The organism is Streptomyces sp. 4N509B (assembly GCF_052245655.1).
Lineage (GTDB): Bacteria > Actinomycetota > Actinomycetes > Streptomycetales > Streptomycetaceae > Streptomyces.
The window spans coordinates 29,250-47,711 of record NZ_JBQQBZ010000010.1; the positions used below are offsets into that span (position 1 = coordinate 29,250).

The 18,462-nt window shown below is 72.7% G+C and carries 16 protein-coding genes and 1 tRNA gene; 4 read left to right on the forward strand and 13 right to left on the reverse strand.

Annotated features, from left to right (window positions below; genetic code table 11):
- Positions 1-276: 276 nt before the first annotated feature.
- From ACTWP5_RS12500 to ACTWP5_RS12535, 8 genes are all read right to left on the reverse strand, one after another.
- Positions 277-1,269: an ABC transporter substrate-binding protein gene (locus ACTWP5_RS12500; protein WP_443220946.1), complete on the reverse strand. Its 993-nt coding sequence runs from the start codon at positions 1,267-1,269 to the stop codon at positions 277-279.
- Complete coding sequence (locus ACTWP5_RS12505) at positions 1,266-2,033, reverse strand: ABC transporter ATP-binding protein (protein ID WP_443220947.1); 768 nt, start codon at positions 2,031-2,033, stop codon at positions 1,266-1,268. Before ACTWP5_RS12505 ends, ACTWP5_RS12500 begins: the two co-directional genes overlap by 4 nt.
- Entirely contained in the window at positions 2,033-2,878 is an 846-nt protein-coding gene (locus ACTWP5_RS12510) for an ABC transporter permease (protein WP_443220948.1), read from the reverse strand. Before ACTWP5_RS12510 ends, ACTWP5_RS12505 begins: the two co-directional genes overlap by 1 nt.
- Positions 2,879-3,670, reverse strand: coding sequence for an ABC transporter permease (locus tag ACTWP5_RS12515; protein WP_443220949.1), 792 nt, complete (start codon positions 3,668-3,670; stop codon positions 2,879-2,881).
- A gap of 496 nt (positions 3,671-4,166) precedes the next feature.
- Entirely contained in the window at positions 4,167-5,273 is a 1,107-nt protein-coding gene (locus ACTWP5_RS12520) for a sensor histidine kinase (protein ID WP_443221059.1), read from the reverse strand.
- 28 nt (positions 5,274-5,301) lie between these two features.
- Positions 5,302-5,997, reverse strand: coding sequence for a response regulator transcription factor (locus ACTWP5_RS12525; protein WP_443220950.1), 696 nt, complete (start codon positions 5,995-5,997; stop codon positions 5,302-5,304).
- Positions 5,998-6,318: 321 nt separating this feature from the next.
- Positions 6,319-6,392, reverse strand: a tRNA-Met gene (locus ACTWP5_RS12530).
- 107 nt (positions 6,393-6,499) lie between these two features.
- Complete coding sequence (locus ACTWP5_RS12535) at positions 6,500-7,093, reverse strand: TetR/AcrR family transcriptional regulator (RefSeq protein ID WP_443220951.1); 594 nt, start codon at positions 7,091-7,093, stop codon at positions 6,500-6,502.
- Between the two features lie 132 nt (positions 7,094-7,225).
- Here ACTWP5_RS12535 and ACTWP5_RS12540 point away from each other — a divergent pair, with 132 nt between their 5' ends.
- Both ACTWP5_RS12540 and ACTWP5_RS12545 read left to right on the forward strand, forming a co-directional pair.
- The gene (locus tag ACTWP5_RS12540; protein WP_443220952.1) at positions 7,226-7,399 is read left to right on the forward strand and encodes a hypothetical protein; all 174 of its coding nucleotides are present in this window, start codon (positions 7,226-7,228) and stop codon (positions 7,397-7,399) included.
- A 114-nt stretch (positions 7,400-7,513) separates the two neighbouring features.
- Complete coding sequence (locus tag ACTWP5_RS12545; protein WP_443221060.1) at positions 7,514-9,358, forward strand: ABC-F family ATP-binding cassette domain-containing protein; 1,845 nt, start codon at positions 7,514-7,516, stop codon at positions 9,356-9,358.
- Here ACTWP5_RS12545 and ACTWP5_RS12550 read toward each other — a convergent pair.
- Both ACTWP5_RS12550 and ACTWP5_RS12555 read right to left on the reverse strand, forming a co-directional pair.
- Positions 9,308-10,621, reverse strand: coding sequence for a hypothetical protein (locus ACTWP5_RS12550; protein ID WP_443220953.1), 1,314 nt, complete (start codon positions 10,619-10,621; stop codon positions 9,308-9,310). The genes ACTWP5_RS12545 and ACTWP5_RS12550 overlap by 51 nt on opposite strands.
- Positions 10,622-10,780: 159 nt before the next feature.
- On the reverse strand, positions 10,781-11,584 hold the full coding sequence (locus ACTWP5_RS12555) for a hypothetical protein (RefSeq protein WP_443220954.1): 804 nt from the start codon (positions 11,582-11,584) through the stop codon (positions 10,781-10,783).
- Positions 11,585-11,978: 394 nt separating this feature from the next.
- On the opposite strand from ACTWP5_RS12555, the gene ACTWP5_RS12560 reads away from it, so the two are divergent.
- Positions 11,979-12,197 carry a hypothetical protein gene (locus ACTWP5_RS12560; protein ID WP_443220955.1) on the forward strand — a complete coding sequence of 73 codons (219 nt, stop codon included), beginning with the start codon at positions 11,979-11,981 and terminating at the stop codon, positions 12,195-12,197.
- On the opposite strand, the gene ACTWP5_RS12565 is transcribed toward ACTWP5_RS12560, so the two are convergent.
- Complete coding sequence (locus tag ACTWP5_RS12565) at positions 12,185-13,165, reverse strand: threonine ammonia-lyase (RefSeq protein WP_443220956.1); 981 nt, start codon at positions 13,163-13,165, stop codon at positions 12,185-12,187. The two genes, ACTWP5_RS12560 and ACTWP5_RS12565, sit on opposite strands and share 13 nt — an antisense overlap.
- A 395-nt stretch (positions 13,166-13,560) precedes the next feature.
- Here ACTWP5_RS12565 and ACTWP5_RS12570 point away from each other — a divergent pair, with 395 nt between their 5' ends.
- Positions 13,561-15,567, forward strand: a complete 2,007-nt coding sequence (locus tag ACTWP5_RS12570; RefSeq protein ID WP_443220957.1) for an amino acid transporter — start codon at positions 13,561-13,563, stop codon at positions 15,565-15,567.
- A 76-nt stretch (positions 15,568-15,643) separates the two neighbouring features.
- Here the strand turns inward: ACTWP5_RS12570 and ACTWP5_RS12575 are convergent, their stop codons facing one another.
- Positions 15,644-17,086, reverse strand: a complete 1,443-nt coding sequence (locus ACTWP5_RS12575) for an amino acid permease (protein ID WP_443220958.1) — start codon at positions 17,084-17,086, stop codon at positions 15,644-15,646.
- Between the two features lie 112 nt (positions 17,087-17,198).
- Entirely contained in the window at positions 17,199-18,446 is a 1,248-nt protein-coding gene (locus tag ACTWP5_RS12580; protein WP_443220959.1) for an outer membrane protein assembly factor BamB family protein, read from the reverse strand.
- Positions 18,447-18,462: the final 16 nt, after the last annotated feature.

Sequence of the window (18,462 nt, forward strand, 5' to 3'; positions counted from 1 at the left end):
ACGGGCCGACGCCTGCCGTGGCCGACCGCGGGCCGCGACGATCGCCGGCCCGCGCGGGACGGCCCGGCCTCGGCCCCACACCCTGCTCCCCTCTCCTCGTTCTCCTGGTCCTCGGCCGCACCGCGACGACGGTCGGCACCCTCCACCCCCACCACCACCCGGCGTCGAGCAGGGCCGGGACGGCGGGGCGCGGCCGCGCCCAGGGCCCGGCACCCCGCCACGCGAAGGGCCCCGCCCTCGGGATCCGAGGACGGGGCCGGGGGAGCGCGGTGGGTGTCAGTCCACCACCGCGCTGTCGTAGTCCAACTCGGCGTCGGTGAGTCCGATCTCCACCATCACCGCGTGGATGGTCTCGATCGACTCCCGGTCGTTGCGGCCGTGCCAGACCGGCAGGTTCATCTGGCCGGCCAGCTCAGGGGACAGGTCGCTGATCTCGGGCAGCGCCTCGCGGAAGGACTCCGGGTCCTCCGCCACCGAACGCGCCGTCCGCTCCACGCCGGCCCGGAACGCCGCCACCAGCTCGGGATCGTCGGCCACCCGCTCCGAGGTCATCAGGTAGGTGCCGATCTGCAGGCCGGGCCGCGTGTTGACGTAGGGGCTGGCGAGCACCCGCAGGCCCTGCGAGCGGCCGATGGAGGCGAACGGCTCGATCAGCACGCCGGCGTCGACGTCCCCGCGCTGGATCGCCGCCGGGATGTCCGGCAGCGGCATCTCCACGAACCGGATGTCGTCGTTGGACAGCCCTGCCTCTGACAGCACCGAGTTGACCACCACGTCGTTGATGTTCTGGAGGGAGTTGACCGCGATCCTGGTCCCGTCCAGGTCCTCCGGCGAGGTGATGGGGCTGTCCTCCGGCACCACCAGCGAGGCGAAGTCGTCCGCCGGGTCCTCGGCGGTGGAGGTGCCGGCCGCCACCATCTGGATCGGCATCCGCCGCCCCATCGCGATCATCGCCGAGACGACGTTGGAGCCGGCGATGTCGATGTCACCGCTCAGCAGCGCGGGGATGACGCTCGCGCCACCGCTGGACGGGCTCACCCGGAGGTCCACGCCCTCGTCGGAGAAGAAGCCCCGGGACACCCCGTAGGCCAGGAACGAGGACGGCACGCCCGCGGTCTCCGAGACCACCAGGGTGTCGCCGTCCCCGCCGCCGGAGACGTTGGCCCCCGACAGGTCGCCCCCGTAGTCGCTACAGGCCGCCGTGCCGAGCAGCAGCAGCCCGGCGAGCGCGCCGGCCAGCGCGCTCCTGCGGCCCCGCCGCCGCCTCACGCCGCCACCGCCCCGCCGTCGATGGCGGCGAACAGCTCGCCGCGCAGCCGGGCGAACTCCGGGTTCTCCTTGGTGCGCACCTGGTCCCTGGGGCGCGGCAGGTTCACCGTCACCTCGTGGCCCACGTTGGCCGGCGGGCGCAGCACCAGCACCCGGTCGGCGAGGTAGACCGCCTCGTCGATGTCGTGGGTGACGAAGAGCACGGTCACCCCGTAGCGCTCCCAGACCTGGAGCAGCAGGTCCTCAAGGCCCGACCTGGTCTGGGCGTCCACGGAGGCGAACGGCTCGTCCATCAGCAGGATCCTGGGCCGGTAGGCCAGCGCCCTGGCGATGGCCACCCGCTGCTGCATGCCCCCGGAGAGCTGCCAGGGGAAGCGGTCGCCGCGGCCGGCCAGGCCGACCGCCTCCAGCGCCTCGTCGGTCAGCGCCGCCGCCTCCCGCCGGTCCACTCCCTTGTAGCGCAGCGGGAAGGCGACGTTGCGGCGGACCGTCATCCAGGGCAGCAGCGAGCGGCTGTAGTCCTGGAAGACGAAGGCCATGTCCTTGGGCGGACCGGTCACCGGCTCGCCGCGCAGCGTGATCTCGCCCGAGGTGGAGGGGATCAGGCCGGACAGGCAGCGCAGCATGGTGGTCTTGCCGCACCCGGAGGAACCCAGGATGCAGACGAACTCCTTGTCCTCCACGGTGAAGTTGAGGTCCGCCACGGCCGGCGCCGCGTTCGGGTCGGGGCCGTAGACCTTCCGCAGGTGGGAAACGTTGAGCATCAGACTTCTCCGTCGGACGAGGGGGCGGCGGAACGCGCCGACCGCTTGGCGGCTCTGGTGTGGGTGGCGGCGGCCGGCGAGGCCAGGCCCTTGAGACCGAAGTGCCAGGCCAGCACCCACCGTTCCAGGCGCTGGAAGAGCCAGTTGAGGACGTAGCCCAGCACCCCGAGCAGGATGATCCCGGTCCACATCTCCGGGATGGCGAAGGAGCGCTGCTGCTCCAGCACGAAGTAACCGAGGCCGTTGCTGCTGGCCACCATCTCGGAGACCACCATCAGGATGATCGCGATGGCCAGCGAGGTGCGCATGCCGGCGAAGATCCTCGGGGCCGCGCCCGGCAGGATGATCCGCAGCACCCGGGCGCCCAGCGGGACGTGGTAGGCGCGGGCCATGTCCAGCTGCTGGCCGTCGACCGCCCGCACCCCGTCGATGGTGTTCAGCAGGATCGGCCAGACCGCGCCCAGCACGATCACGAAGATCTTGGAGCTGTCGCCGGAGCCGAAGAGCAGCAGGGAGAACGGGATCAGCGCCGGCGCCGGCAGCGCCCGCAGGAACTCCACGACCGGCTCGGCGGCGGTGCGCAGCATCCGGGACATCCCCAGCACCAGGCCGAGCGTCACGCCGACGGCGACCGAGGCCAGGTAGCCGGCCGACATCCGCAGCAGCGAGGGCACCAGGTCGCTGCCCACCCGCTCGAAGAGCCACAGCTCGCGGAAGTACTGGACGATCTCGTCCACCGGGGGGAAGTAGAAGCTCTGCGCCTGGGCCGCCCACAGGCCGTAGCCGACCAGCAGGGCCGCGGGCAGGGCGAGCTCCAGCAGGAGCCCGAGGACACGGCGGTTCACTTAGGCCACCTCCTGGCGTTGCGACGGGTGCCACCGCAGCAGCCGGCGCTCGATGGACTGGAAGGCGATGTTGAGCAGCCACCCGACCAGTCCCGTGACGATGATCAGGGCGTACATCCGCGGCAGGTTGGCGTTGGACTGGGCCACCACGATCGACTGCCCGAGCCCCGGCGCGCCCACCACCAGCTCCGCGGTCACCGCCAGCACCAGCGCGATGGCGGAGGAGATCCGCAGACCGGTGGCGATGTAGGGGGCGGCGCTCGGCAGGGTGACCCGGAGGAACCGGGCGGTCGGCGGCAGCCCGTAGGACCGGGCGGTGTCTCGCACCACCGGGTCGACGTCCTGCACCCCGTAGATCACCTGGAGCAGGATCGGCCAGAAGGTGACGAAGACGATCAGGAAGACCTTCATCTCCAGGCCGACGCCGTAGACCAGGACCGCCAGCGGGATCAGCGCCACCGAGGGCACGGGGCGGCAGAACTCGATGACCACCCGGGCCATCCGGTAGGCGGTCGGATGGGAACCCAGCAGGATGCCGCAGGGCACGGCCAGCAGGGTGGCCAGGGCCAGTCCCAGGGCCCAGCCGTTGAGCGTGCGACCTATCTCCGTCCAGAGCGGGTGTCCACCGGCGAGCTTGAACAGCTCCGCGTAGGTCTCCGTGATCGGCGGGAACCAGTCGCGGGAGAGCAGCCCGGTGCGCGAACACAACTCCAACGCCAGCAGCACCACCAGCACGCCGGCGATCTTCAGCCCGAGGTCCCGCGCCCAGCGTTGGCCGAGGACGCGCGCCATGCGACCGGAGCTCTCCGTCAGACGCACCCGAGCTGCCCCCTGCGGAGCGTTTGTGACCGTTGTGGTCCCTTCGAGGCTCATGATGTGACAGAGGTGGTTTCGGACCAGCTCATGGCGACTCCTTTGTGCTTGAACGTGGGTGCCCTGCAAGTTACGACCTAATTCCGCCTACAGCAATACATTCGATCGAACTTCCCTCTATAAGAAAAACAGCCGGCTGGAGGCCCTGCCGCGCCGTTCCGGGCCGGTCTCGACCGAGCTCGTCAAGTCCCCCTGGAGCGAGTCGGGTTGGGGCCCACAGCGTGGAGATCCCGCGCTGGGTGTGCCGGAGCCTGCTGGTCGCTCGGGGTCCGGCCCACGGCGGCACCTCGGCCGGCCCGCAGGCCCGGGTGATCGGGGGGTCGTCCCGCCGACGGTGGCGGCGGCCTCGTCACGGTGAGTGGCCGCGTTCGCGTCGCGGACCGACCGCGACGGCGGCGCGCGGGTTCCCGACGCGTCAGCCGTCGGCGTGCGGGGTCGCCGAGGGCAGTTCCACCGTGATGCGCATCCCGCCGGCGGGGCGCGGGGTCAGGGTGAGTGTTCCGTCGTGTGCGTGGGTGATGGTCCTGACGATGGCCAGGCCGAGGCCGACGCCCACGTGGTCGGTGTGAATGCGCTCGGTGCCGCGCTGGAACGGTTCGGTGAGTGTCGAGACCAGCTGGGGGGTGAGCTGCTCGCCGGTGTTCTCGACCGTGAGCACCACCGCCCCGGGGCGGGCGCTGGTGTTCACCCACACGGTGCCCTGGTCGGGCAGGTTGTGGACGATCGCGTTGTGGACGAGGTTCGTGGTCAGCTGCAGCAGCAGGGCCCTCGATCCGACCGTGGGCGTCGTGGGAGTGATGTCGCCGGAGGTCTCGATCGTGACGCCCCGCTTCTCCGCGAGCGGGAGGAGCGTTTCGGTGGCCTCCTCGGCCGCGAGGGACAGGTCGACGTGTTCACGGGTGAAGGACCGCTGGTCGGCGCGGCTGAGCACGAGCAGCGCCTCCGTCAGGTCGATCGCCCGGGCGTTGACGGCGTGGAGGCGGTCGATGACCTCCCTCGTGTCGCGGTTCGGATCGGTCCGCGCCACGTCGAGAAGCGTCTTGGAGATCGCGAGGGGGGTGCGCAGCTCGTGGGAGGCGTTGGCCGCGAATCTCCGCTGCTCGGCGACGTGTGCCTCCAGCCGCGCGAGCATCGTGTCGAAGGCGTCGGCCAGCTCGCGCAGCTCGTCTCTGCGGCCCGGGAGCAGGACGCGGTGGGAGAGCGATCCGTTCGTGGCCCTGCGCGTGGCGTCCGTGATGCGGGTCAGGGGGGCGAGCATGCGGCCGGCGAGGAGCCACCCTCCCAGGAGGCCGAAGACCAGCAGGAACGCCAGGGCGGCGGCCGCCGCCGGGGAGAAGGCGCGCAGGGCGAAGGCGCCCTGAGGCGATATCTCCAGGTTTCCCTGCGCGTCGATCCCCAGCTGTCGGTAGCGCAGGAGCACCAGTGACGCGGCGGCGAGCAGGATGACGCCCGCGAGCATGAGGAACCCGGCGTAGCTGAGGGTGAGCTTGAGGCGAACGCTCATCCCGGGCGCTCGGTCCACGGGCCTGTCCACGGCCTCGGCCACGGCGCTACTCACGGCCTCCTCCCCGGCCTCCGCCGTCGGGCCCGGTGTCGATGCGGTAGCCGACGCCGGCCAGGGTCGTGATGATCCAGGGTTCGCCGAGGCGTTTGCGCAGGGCCGAGACGGTGATGCGCACGGCGTTGGTGAACGGGTCGGCGTTCTCGTCCCACGCCCGCTCCAGCAGTTCCTCGGCGCTGACGACGCCCCCCTCGGCGGCGACGAGGACCTCGAGCACGGCGAACTGCTTCCTGGTCAGCGCGACGTAGCGACCGTCCCGGTAGACCTCGCGGCGGAACGGGTCCACGCGCAGACCGGCAATCTCCCGCACGGGCGGTCTGTTGTGCGCGCGCCTGCGGTCCAGTGCCCTGAGCCGGAGCACGAGCTCCCGGAGCTCGAAGGGCTTGGTGAGATAGTCGTCGGCGCCGAGACCGAACCCGGAGACCTTGTCGTCGAGGCGGTCGGCGGCGGTGAGCATCAGGATCGGCATGCCGCTGCCGGAGGCGACGATGTGTCGGGCGACCTCGTCACCGGACGGTCCGGGAATGTCGCGGTCGAGGACGGCGATGTCGTAGGCGTTGACGCTCAGCAGCTCCAGGGCGGTGCCGCCGTCACCGGCGATGTCCGCGGCGATCGCCTCCAGGCGAAGGCCGTCGCGGATGGCTTCCGCCAGATACGGTTCGTCCTCGACGATCAACACGCGCATGCTCTCGATGCTATGAGCCGGCGCGTATCGTCGCCCTATCGAAAAACACCCGCGTGCCGGCGACACCGCTGCCCCACCCGGCGACATGACGCGCGCCTCGTCCTCCGCGCCACGAAGGGTTCGTGTCACGGCCACCAGACGTCGCCCTCGTCCTTCACGGTCACACCGTCCTCGCGGGGGTACCGTGGCGGGCTCGCTCTGGCTGACGGTGTCGCCCCCGACGACATGACCGTCTGTCGGCTCCGCCGCCTCCGCGTCCGCGTCGGGCAGGGCGCGAACACGACGAAGCCCCGAGTCCGTTGGGACTCGGGGCCTCTCTCGTAGCGAGGACAGGATTTGAACCTGCGACCTCTGGGTTATGAGCCCAGCGAGCTACCGAGCTGCTCCACCTCGCGTCGTGTGGACCAGTCTACGCCACCGTGGCGGCCCTCCGCACACCCCCACCTCCCGGCGCCCGGGGCCGGGACGTCACCGCGGGGCCACGCGCGCTCCCCGACGCCGCTCAGGGTGCGAACGCGCGGAGGGTGACGTCGACGAGGGCGTCGGCGTACTCGGGGGTGAGAGGCCCGGAGCGGTGCAGCCAGCGCTGGAAGAGCGGGGCGTACAGCACCTCGAGCACCAGGTCGAGGTCGGCGTCCGCTTTCAGCTGACCCGCCCGCTGCGCGCTGCGCAGCCGTTCCTTCTTGGCCTCGTCGACGGGCCCGGCCAGCTTCTCGCGGTACAGGGCGGCGAGGGCGGGGTCGTCGACGATCTCCGTGGTCAGCGCCCGGAGGGGCGCCTCGAACGCCGGGTCGGCGAACTCGGCGACGGTCGCCCGCATGACGGACCTGAGGTCGGTGTCGAGGTCCCCGGTGTCGGGCAGGCGGATGCCCTCCTCGCCCTCGCTGAGCGCGAGGACCGAGTCGAGGACCACCGCGCCCTTGGACGGCCACCAGCGGTAGATGGTCTGCTTTCCGACTCCCGCCCGCGCGGCGATGGCTTCGATCGTCACCCTCGCGTAGCCGAGTTCGAGGACCAGCTCGCGCGCCGCGGCGAGGATGGCCTGACGGGACCGCTCGCTGCGCCGTCCGGGGTTCGGTGATCTGGTGGTGGGCACGAGCGGGAGCCTACACCGAGCGAGACGAGACGGTCCGTCTTGACATGAGGGGTGCCGTGCCCTCATGCTCGTCCAAAGCGAGACGGACCGTCTCGTCTCGAGCGGGAGCCTACGAGCGAGGAGTGAGGGAGCATGACGAGGAACCGCGTGTGGTTCCTCACCGGCGCGTCGAGGGGTCTGGACAGGGCCTGCGCCGAGGCGGCGCTCGCCGCCGGCGACCGCGTCGTCGCGGCGGCGCGTGACCTCGGCCCGCTGACGGACCTGGCCGCCACCCACCCCGACCGCCTCCTGCGGCTGGCGCGCTGAGCCAGGCGCTGGCCATGGAGGTGGCGCCGTTCCCACCGGAAGGCCGTGAGGCCGACCGGCGAGCCCGTCACGACCCCGCCGTCACGTCCCCGCCGACACGAGGAGGTGGGTGCTCTGCGCACCCCTGCCCAACTGGCACTCCACCAGATCACCAAGCGCTACGGCACCCGCGTCGTCCTGGACCGGGTGTCGCACACCGTCAGACCCGGCGAGCGGATCGGGGTCATCGGCGACAACGGGTCGGGCAAGTCCACGCTGCTCAGGCTCATGGCGGGCGCCGAGCGCCCGGACAACGGCGAGCTGGTGGTCGTCGCGCCCGGCGGCGTCGGCCACCTGCCGCAGTCACTCGCGCTGCCCTCGCACGCCACCGTCGCCGACGCCGTCGACCTCGCCCTGGCCGATCTGCGCGAGCTCGAGGCCCGGATGCGGGCGGCCGAACGCTCGCTCGGCGCGGCGGGCCGGCAGCCGCCCGCGAGCCTGGAGGACTACGCGGAGCTGACGGCGCGGTTCGAGGCCCGGGGCGGCTACGAGGCCGACCTCCGCGTGGAGGTCGCGCTGCACGGGCTCGGGCTGCCCGGACTCGACCGGAGCCGCCCGCTTGGCACCCTGTCCGGCGGCGAACGCTCCCGACTCGCCCTCGCCGCCACGCTGGCGTCAGCTCCCGAGCTGCTGCTGCTCGACGAGCCGACCAACGACCTGGACGACCAGGCCACCGCCTGGCTCGAACAGCGCCTGCTCAGCCACCGGGGCACGGTCGTGGTGATCACCCACGACCGGTTGTTCCTGGAGCGGGTGACCACCGCCATCCTCGAGGTGGCCGACGGGCGGGTGCGCCGCTACGGCGACGGCTACGCCGGCTACCTCGCCGCCAGGGCCGCCGAACGCGCCGCACAGGCACGGGCCCACGAGGAGTGGCGGGCGGAGCGGGACCGGCACGCCACGCTGGTGGCGGCCAACGCGGGCCGACTGGCCGCCATCCCGCGCGGGACGGCCAAGGCGGGCATGGGCACCGGCGCCTGGCGGGCGCGCTCGCGCACCCACGGAGCCGCCGGCCGCGTGCGGCAGTCCCAGCAGCGGCTGCGGTGGCTCGCCGACCACCCCGCGCCGCCGCCACCCGAGCCGCTGCGCTTTGCCACCGTCCCCGCCACCGCGGGCGCCGCCGCCGGGGAGGTGGTGGCCGCGCTCGACGGCGTGGTGGTGGCGGGACGGCTCGGTGTCGAGTCGCTGACCGTGCGCGCCGGTGACAGGCTGCTCGTCACCGGCCCGAACGGAGCGGGCAAGACCACGCTGATGCGGGTGCTCGCCGGAGAGCTGCTGCCGGACGCGGGCGCGGTGCGGCGGTCCGGCCGGGTCGGCTACTTCCGACAGGACGAGCCCGGCGAACCGGATGACCCCTCCGGCACCGCCCCAGGCACCACCGCCGGCACCGACGTCACCGAGGCCCCGCCGGGAGCCGTCCGCAGCGGGGCCCGCCGGCAGGACGGGCGGGCCGGCGCGGCACACCGAACCGTGTTGCAGGCCTACGCGCACGGGCGCCCGGGGCCTCCGGACGAGCACGCGGACGCCCTGCTCGCCCTCGGCCTGTTCGGCCCCAGCGACCTGGGGCTGCGCCTCGGGGAGCTGTCCCACGGGCAGCGGCGCCGGATCGCGCTGGCACGGCTGGTGAGCGAACCCGTGGACCTGCTCCTGCTCGACGAGCCGACCAACCACCTGTCGCCGATGCTCGCGGAGCAACTGGAGGAGGCGCTGGCCTCCTACCAGGGCGCCCTGGTCGTGGTCACACACGACCGTCGCCTGCGCGCCACGTTCACCGGCACCCGCCTGGAACTGGCCCACGGCAGGGTCACGGTGACACCGCCGGCCGCGTCGGCGGGCTCGCGGCCGGGAGGGCGCGCGGCGGGGCACCCGTCAGAGGTGGTGGACCGTCGTCGTGTGCGTCCAGTGCCAGTTGACGGGTGACCACCGTGACTTCAGAGCGGTGCGCTGCCTGGCGTAGGTGCGCAGCGCCTGCTCGACGGCGGGTGCGAGGTCGGCGAGGTCGTCGGGGGTCGGCACGCGCAGGACGAGGTGCTGTGTGGTGTGGACCAGCAGCAGTTCACCGGCGGGTGAGCAGGTGGCCAGCGTGAAGCGGCTGAGCGGCTTGAACGTCTTGGTATCGGTGCCCAGCCGGGCGCGCAACGTCCCGGAGCTGTCCCAGGCGTACAGCCCGTAGCGGTTCAGGTGGAAGGCACGGCCTCGGTGCGGGTCCGAGGCCACGTTGAAGCAGAAGCCGGTGAACGGGCTGTCGTCCCAGGCGTCCATACCGCCGAGGCGTCCTGTCATGGCTCCCTGGTCGTCGACGAGGGCGAAGACGAACGGACGGCCGCGGCTCCCACCGCGGAAGGTGCGGCCGTAGACGGGGAGAACGAACAGGTCGTCGGCCAGCGGCACGGGCCGGCCCAGCCGCGAGTCCCGCCACCCCGCGAGGCGGTCCTCGCCGGCCAGCCGCTCGGTCAGGGCCGGCCGGGGCCGGTGGTCGAAGCCGACCGGATCGCCCTGGTACCGGACGTGGTCGCGCCGGTCGTCCTCGCCGTAGCGGGTCGGCGCCGGGTCGAGCGAGGCTATCGCCTCGATCACCGGCTTGGAGGCGGGGGTCAGGGGGCCGTCGGCCACTCCGACGACGTTGGCCAGCGTGTTGCCGTACTTCCAGACCCCGTACTCGGTCGTCACGCACAGCAGACGGCCCGAGGGAGTGACGCTGATCGAGCTGGCGAAGGCGTCGCCCGGGGTGAACTTCTCGAAAGGACGCCGATCGTTGGAGTCGTAGGCGGCAAGGACCTGGCCGAGGTCCGGCGCGACCAGGGTGGTGCAGTCCGGGCGGGCACTGATGGCCAGGGTGCCGTCCGGCAACACGCACAGCGTCATCTCGCCGCCGTTGACCACGGCCGAGTCGTCCCCGTCACCGTCGGACGGGCAGCACACCGCGCTGGCCAGCACCTCGCCGTCCGCGGCGTACCGCGTGATGATCCGGTACCCGAGGTTGGCCGTCGCCGGGTCGGCCTCGTCGTCGGCCACGCCGTGGGTGTACCGGTGGACCCCGTACAGGGCGTACACCTCGCCGTTCGGCGCGACGGCGACGTCGTGGGCCTCGACGCCCCAGCCCGTGGAGTAGAGCGCGGACAGGTCGATGCGGTGGGTGTCCACCAGTGCGCCCGGCAGGGCCAGCGGAAGCGTCTGGATCATGACCGTATTCTGCGCGCAGGCACTGACAGTCCGTGTCCGCGCCGGGCCGGGACCCGGCCTCCGGGCGCGCGGTGCGGCACGCGAAACGGCGACGGCCCGGCTGTCGAGCGGTCTCGATCAGCCGGGCCCGGTTCCGACCCCGTGGAGTCGGACGCGCCGTCAGGGCTCGATGTTGCCGGTGCGGAAGTCGGCGATGTTCAGAACCTGCTCGGCCGGCGGCTCCTCGATCGCGACCGGCTCGTTGAACTGGCTCAGCTCGATCTCGCTCTCGGTGCCGTCCGTCATGGTGCGGACCAGCAGGGGGTAGGGCTCCCCCTCCGTGGCCACGAGCATCGTCACCTCGTTGCCCTCGGCGTCGGGACCGGAGATGGTGATGGCGGGGACGCCGTTGTACTCGGTCTCGGGGCCGACCTCGTCCGGACCGCCGGAGCCGTCGTCGGACTCGATGCTCGACTGCATCGCCGTCAGCGAGCACGTCCCGGCCATCTGCGACAGCTCGGGGTCACTGGTGTGGCCGTACAGGTAGCTGCCGTCGAGCAGGCTGATCACGCCCGTGTCCGCGACTCCGAGCTGCGACTGCCAGAACTCGGTGTCCGGCTTCATCCAGACCTCGTCGTCCTCACGCACGAGCAGCTCGATCGAGCCCGCGCCCGGCTGGGTGACGGAGCCCGCGCAGGAGCCGCCCTGGTCCATGTGGAGGTCGAGGCCTATGCCGAGCGCCCCGGGGTCTCCCAGCGTCGTCACGCGCATCGAGGTGGCGGACTGCAGCGCCCGCTGGGCGCGGTCCGCGATCTCCTCCGGGGACAGACTCGCGAGCGACTCGCCGTCGGCCTCCTCACCGCCGCCGTTCTCCCCGCTGGCGCCCTCGGTGCTCTCCTGGCCGCCCGTGCCCTCCGAGGAGGGTTCCTCCTCGCTGCCGCAGGCGGTCAGCGCCAGCAGGCCGGCCGCCGCCACCCCTGCCATCCGCAGACGTCGCGTCCTTACTCTCATCGTGCTTCCCCTCGCGTTACCTCGTTACGGCCGGTTGATCATCGCACGCGTGAACGGGTTCTCCGCACCGGGGCTGGAAACGTGACGAAACCAGGACACTGGCGACGCCCGCACCGTCGGAGACGAAGGGCGGGGCACCGGCGGCGCGCGTGGACCGGAACGCTCGGAGGCTTCGCCACAGGGGGCGTGGCAGGCTGCGGGCATGTCAGAAGTGCGCGCTCACGCAGGCCGTCACTACGCCGTCCAGTTCCACTACTCCCTGCCAACCGACGCGTGGTGCGTGGAACTGAGCGAGGCCGTACCCGCGCCGGCCGCCTGGGCCGAGACACCGGACGCGGCGAGGCACCTTCCCGGGGACCCTTTCCTGGTGGCGGTGGTACCCGACGAGGACCCCGCGCTGGAGCCGACGATCCGCCTCCACAGCCCCGTCGAGCACGTCATCCCCTACGAGATCATGCGGTGGTTCATGGAGCACGTGGCCGAGGAGGTCCAACGCTGCCGCGCCGCGTCGCGGGAGGGAGAGCCCGAGGCGGCGGGGGAGGGGACGGATCGGTCCCGGCGCGTGGAGCGCGGTCACGCGCTGTGACGGCCGGCCGCGCCGACCCAGCGGTGATAGGCGGCCACGTCCACGTTGCTGCCGCAGACGATGGTGACGACGTGTCGGCCGGCGAACCGGTCGCGGTCCTCCAGGACCGCCGCGACGCCGAGCGCGGCCGACGGCTCGACGACGAGGCCGGCGTGGTCGAGGAGCAGTCGCATGCCGGCGGTGATCGACTCCTCCCGGACCAGCACGGCGTCGTCGGCGACGAGGAGGAGGTCGTCCAGGACGGCCGGGATGGGCCGTCGGCCGGCGACGCCGTCCGCGATGGTGTCGGTCGAGTCGGTGGTGACGACGCGCCGACGGCGCCAGGAGTGTGTCATCGCCGGCGCGCCGAGCGGCTGGACGCAGATCACCTCGACGTCGGGCGCTCGGGCCTTCACCACGTGCCCCACGCCCGTGGCCAGCGCCCCGCCGCCGAGCGCGACCAGGACGGCGTCGAACGGCGGCGTGGTCTCCACCAGTTCCAGGCCGATGGTCGCCGCGCCCTCGCAGGTCTCGATGTCCAGGCTGTCCTCGACCAGCCGGATGCCGTCCCGCCGCGCCACGGCCGCGGCCCGCTCGCGCGCCACGTCGAAGTCGCCGTCCACCAGCTCCAGGCGGGCGCCGAGCGCGCGGATGCGGTCGAGCTTGGCCGACGGCGCGGAGCGGGACGCCACGACGGTGACGTCCAGGCCCCGGCGCCGACCCGACCAGGCCAGGGCTTGGCCGAGGTTGCCGGCGCTGGCGCAGACCACGGCTCGCGCACCGCGGTCGGCGAGCCGGCTCGCGACCACCTCGGTGCCGCGTGCCTTGAAGCTGCGGACCGGGTTCGCCGTTTCGAGCTTGACGCTCACCGCGCACCCGAGGAGGGGCTCCAGCGCCTCGCAGCGGTAGAGCGGGGTGTCGAGGAAGACCGGGTCGATCACCCGGCGAGCCGCCCGGATCCGGGCGGTGTCGAGGCGCGTTCCCTGCACGACACGGCAGCGTAGCGCCACCCGCGCCGTCCCGTCGGCTGACCGCCCGTCGGCTGACCGTCCGTCGGTCGGCGTTCGTGACGGCGGCTCCGGCGGGGCGCCCGCGCGCTGCTCGTTCCGCGTGGTGCGTCACCTATGCTTGTCTGATATGTACCCTCATGTTGTCCTTTCGTAGTTTTGCTGAGTGGATGTGAGGAGTCGGCACCGAGCGTTCACGCCCACTCCCGGCGCCGTCCGGTTGCCACGTGGCCCTCGGGGATACCCGCGCTCCGGTACCTGTCGAGGCTTCCGACGGCGGAGAGGCGGGCGATGACCGTTGTGACGCGGCAGGGGAACGGGGCGTGACGGGCCCGCGACCTGAACGCCCCCGTCTCTCCCCGGAAGGGCGAGCGGCCGTGGAAGGGGCGGTGAACGACGCGGGCGAGCCGGTGGTGCCCGCGGTGCCCGCGGTGGTGGACAGCCCCGCCCTGCGGCCCCAGCCCACCGGCCGGCTGGCGCGGTGGCTGCTGCGCCACCGGGTGCAACCGGTCGGGCCGGCCGCCGGCGCGGAGCACGTGGAGCGGCCCCAGGCCTGGTGGAAGGTGGTGTGCCTGACCGGGGTGGACTACTTCTCCAGCCTGGCCTACGTCCCGGCGATCGCCGTGCTGGCGGCGGGCGCCGTCTCGCCGCTGGCGACGCTGCTGATCGTGGTGCTGACCCTGGCGGGGATGCTGCCGATGTACCGCAGGGTGGCGCGGGAGAGCCCGCACGGCGCCGGGTCGGTGGCGATCCTGGAGGATCTGCTGCCGTTCTGGCGCGGCAAGCTGTTCGTGCTGGTCCTGCTCGGATTCGTGGCCACGTCGTGGATCGTCACGATCACCCTGTCCGCCGCCGACGCGTCCGTCCACATCGTGGAGAACCCCTACCTGCCCCACGGCCTGCGCGGCCACGAGGTCGCCCTCACGGTGGTGCTGTTGCTGGTGCTGGGCGGGGTCTTCCTCCTCGGGTTCAGCGAGGCGGTCACCGTGGCCATCCCGCTGGTCGCGGTCTTCCTGACGCTCAACGCGGTGGTCGTCGCCGTGGGCGTGGAGGAGGTGATCGCGACGCCCGGGGCGTGGTCGGAGTGGACGGACCGCCTCACCGAGGGCGGGAGCGGCCCGGGAGACCTGCTGGGTCCGGCCCTGCTGGCCTTCCCGCTGCTGGTCCTCGGGATGTCGGGGTTCGAGACCGGGGTGAGCATGATGCCGCTGGTGGCGGCCGACGGCGCCGACGCCGAGCGGCGGATGCGCTCCCGCGTCCGCAACACCCACCACATGCTGACCACGGCGGCGGTCATCATGAGCGTCTACCTGCTGAGCGCGAGCTTCGTCACCACGGTGCTCATCCCGGAGGACCTGTTCGAGCCGGGGGGCAGCGCCAACGGCCGGGCCCTGGCCTGGCTGGCCCACGAGCACCTCGGGGAGGCGTTCGGCACCGCCTACGACATCAGCACCATCCTGATCCTGTGGTTCGCCGGCGCCTCGGCGATGGCGGGACTGATCAACATCGTCCCGCGCTACCTCCCCACCTACGGCATGGCCCCGGAGTGGGGACGCGCCGTCCGCCCCGTCGTGATGGTCTACACCCTGCTGTGCGTGGTCACGACCATCGCGTTCGACGCGGACGTCGACGCGCAGGCGGGCGCCTACGCCACCGGCATCCTGGCCATGATGGTCGCCGCGGCCTTCGCCGTGACCGTCTCCGGGGTCCGCCAGCGCCAGCGCCCGCAGGCCGCGGGCTTCGGACTGCTCACCGCGGTCCTGTTCTACGCCCTGGCGGCCAACGTCGTGGACAAGCCCGACGGCATCGCCATCTCCGGCATGTTCATCTCCGGCATCATCGCGGTGTCCCTGATCTCCCGCGTGTCGCGCACCACCGAGCTGCGCGCCGACCGCATCGAGTTCGACGAGGCCGCCCGCCGGTTCGTCACCGACTCGATCGCCTACGACAACGCCCTCGACATCATCGCCAACCGCCGCCAGGCGGGCGACGACGCCGAGTACACCGACAAGGAACGCGAGCAGCGCGGCGCGAACCCCGTGCCCGGCGCCGCCGACGTGCTGTTCCTGGAGATCGACGTGGTCGACCCCTCCGACTTCAGCGACACGCTCGTCGTGCGCGGTGTCGAGGTCGGCCGGCACCGGATCCTGCGCGCCAACGCCCCGGCCGCCCCGAACGCCATCGCCGCGATCCTGCTGGCCCTCCGGGACGCCACCGGCATCCGCCCGCACTGCTACTTCGCCTGGGCCGAGGGCGGCCCCGTGCGGCACATGTTCCGCTACTTCCTCCTCGGCCGGGGGGACACCGCCCCGGTCACCCGCGAGATCATCCGCCGACACGAGCGCGACCCGGACCGCCGCCCCGGCATCCACGTCGGCAGCTGACCCCTCCTCAGCGCGTGCCGAGGCGTCACCCGACGGTGCCCCCGGCCACGTCACCGGCCACGTCACCCGGCCCACGTCACCCGGTGTACTCGGGCTTCGCCTCCCCGACGCCGGCCGGCGGCCGGACCACTCCCTGGCGGGCCCCCCGCCAGCCGGCCACGAGCAGGACCGCCCACAGCCCGCCCACGTACAGCGAGACCCGGGCGTCGGGGTCGACCAGCATCACCCCGACGACGAACAGGAGGAACGCCAGCGCGACGCCGCTGCCCAGGGCACCGGCCGGCGCCGGGAAGGGGGAGGGGGCCAGACGCCCGGCCACCACCGCCCGCCGGTAGCACATGTGGCTGACGAGGATCATGGCCCAGGTCCAGATGCCGCAGGCGGTGGCGACGGAGGTGACGTAGCCGAACGCCTTCTCGGGGACGAGGTAGTTCAGGACCACGCCGATACCCATCATCGCGACGGAGAGCGTGATCCCGGTGGCCGGCGACCGGCGGGCGTTGAGGCGTCCCAGCCGCCGGGGCGCCTCGCCGTTCCCCGCCAGGTCCCGCAGCATGCGGCCGGTGGAGTACATGCCGGAGTTGCAGGAGGACAGGGCGGCCGTGAGGACGACGAAGTTGACGATCGCGGCCCCGAAGGGCAGGCCGATCCTCGCGAACGCCGCGACGAACGGGCTGACGTCGGCGTCGAACTCGGTCCACCGCACCACGGAGAGGATGACCGTCAGGGCGCCGACGTAGAACAGGGCGATGCGCCAGGGCAACGTGTTGATCGCCCGGGGCAGCGACCTCTCCGGGTCGGCGCTCTCCCCGGCGGTGACCCCCACCAGCTCGACGGCGAGGTAGGCGAACATGACGCCCTGGAGCGTCATCAGGCTGGAGCCGATGCCGGTGGGAAAGAAGCCGTCGTGCGCCCAGAGGTTGGAGACCTCCGCGGTCTCGCCCGCCTCGGAGACGCCGAGCGTGAGGACGCCGAGACCGATGACGATCACCCCGATGATCGCGGTGACCTTGATCATCGAGAACCAGAACTCGATCTCGCCGAAGACCTTCACCGAGACGAGGTTCACGCCGAAGAGCACCAGCAGGAACACCAGCGCGCTCACCCACTGCGGGATGTCCGGGAACCAGTAGGTGACGTAGATCGACGCCGCCGTCAGCTCCGCCATTCCGGTGACCACCCACAGCAGCCAGTAGGTCCACCCGGTCGCGAAGCCGTGGAACGGCCCGAGGAACTCCCTCGCGTACTCCGCGAAACTGCCCGAGACCGGACGGTAGAGCAGCAGCTCTCCCAGCGCCCGCATGATGAGGAAGATGACGACGCCCGCCAGGGCGTACATCAGGATCAGGCTCGGTCCGGCCTCGGCGATGTTCGCGCCCGCTCCCATGAACAGGCCGACGCCGACGGCCCCGCCGATCGCGATCATCTGCACCTGGCGACCGCCGAGACCCCGCTCGTATCCCTCGTCCGGCTCCGCCCCGGGTCCGGGCCCCCGCTCCGGCTCCTTCACATCGGTCATGAGACCCCGTCGTACCCTCGACCCCTCGCCTGACGCGGGAGGCACACGCCTCCCGCCGCGAGGTCGCGACAGAGTCACCCGGACGACACCCCGCGGGTACCGCCGGCGCGGTTCAGCGGTCGAAGGCGCGCAGCCGCAGCTCCCGCTCGACGCTCCCGCTGAGGTAGAAACGGTCGGCGTCGAAGGCGACGACGGCGCCGACGGTGCTGTCCTGGAGCGTGAACGGCACGGACCCCGCGGCACGGTCGGCGCCGTTCGCCGGGTCGAGCCAGGTCAGGTGCATCCGCTCCTCGTCGTGGTCGTACCGGTACCGGCCGAGCAGCACCGCCGTCCCGGCGCCGTCCCGGCCGTCGTCGACGCCGAGCACGGTGGTGTCCTCGGGGAGCCGGGTGCGCCACAGCCTCTCGCCGCCGCGGAGGTCGTGGCCCGTGAAGACGGCCCGGGGCGCGCCGTCGGCCGTCAGGGCCTCGGTCACGAGCACCCCGCCCACCACGGCCCGGATCCTCAGCAGCGGCAGCCCGGTGGCCTCGTCGTGCGCCCGGATCCGCCACTGTCGCTCGCCGCTGTCGGAGAACGCCACCAGCTCTTCCCCCGTCGCGACGACCAGCGGGTTCGCGGAGACGAGGTGGGCGCTGGCGTCCATGCCGCCGAGGGGGTGGGGGAGGAGGGGTTCGGAGGTGTCGGCGTCGTACACGCTCAGGGTGTGGTGCTCGTAGCCGTCGTCCCCCACGCAGGCCGTGACCACGGCGAAGCGGGAGCCGGCGTGGCTGGTGGCCATCGTGAGCGGTTCGTCGGGGCAGCGCGGGGCCTGGAGCGGCGGCGCCGGACGTTCCTCGCCGGTCGCCAGGTCGAGGCGGTGGACGTTTCCGGGGTCGGCCACGGACCCGAGGCTGACGAGGACGGTGCGCTCGCTCACCGTCGCGACGACCTCCTCGCCGCGGACGACCATCGACGTGTCGAGCCGCCGTGACCACAGCAGCGTTCCGTCGCCGGTGTCGACGAGGGCGAGCAGCACGCAGTCGCCGTCGCCCTCGGCGTCGGGGATGGTGAAGAGCACGGCGCCGACGCCGTCGGCGTTGGTGTGCTCGCTGGCAGCGCAGGCGCGGCCCGCGTCGGCCGGCGGCTCCGCCTCCCACAGGGTGCGGCCGTCGGCCGCGTCGTGCCCGGTGACACGGGACGGCCCGACCCGGGTGACGACCGCGCCGTGCGCCCAGACCGCGGCGTCGACGTCGCCCACGGCGTGGGTGCCGTCGTCCGCGACGCGCCACGCCTCCGTCGGTCCCTCGTCCCCGCCGCCCGCCCACACCACCAGCGCGGCGGTCAGCAGCGCGAGCAGCGCCGCGCCGGAGACGAGCGGCACGACGAGCCGGCGTCCT

What these genes read in the sequence shown, in the direction of transcription:
- ACTWP5_RS12505 (WP_443220947.1), bottom strand. Translation starts at nt 2,033, where the DNA reads ATGCTCAACGTTTCCCACCTGCGGAAGGTCTACGGCCCCGACCCGAAC.
- ACTWP5_RS12540 (WP_443220952.1), top strand. Translation starts at nt 7,226, where the DNA reads ATGACGAGGAACCGCGTGTGGTTCCTCACCGGCGCGTCGAGGGGTCTG.
- ACTWP5_RS12575 (WP_443220958.1), bottom strand. Translation starts at nt 17,086, where the DNA reads ATGACCGATGTGAAGGAGCCGGAGCGGGGGCCCGGACCCGGGGCGGAG.
- ACTWP5_RS12555 (WP_443220954.1), bottom strand. Translation starts at nt 11,584, where the DNA reads ATGGCAGGGGTGGCGGCGGCCGGCCTGCTGGCGCTGACCGCCTGCGGC.
- ACTWP5_RS12550 (WP_443220953.1), bottom strand. Translation starts at nt 10,621, where the DNA reads ATGATCCAGACGCTTCCGCTGGCCCTGCCGGGCGCACTGGTGGACACC.
- ACTWP5_RS12525 (WP_443220950.1), bottom strand. Translation starts at nt 5,997, where the DNA reads ATGCGCGTGTTGATCGTCGAGGACGAACCGTATCTGGCGGAAGCCATC.
- ACTWP5_RS12515 (WP_443220949.1), bottom strand. Translation starts at nt 3,670, where the DNA reads ATGGCGCGCGTCCTCGGCCAACGCTGGGCGCGGGACCTCGGGCTGAAG.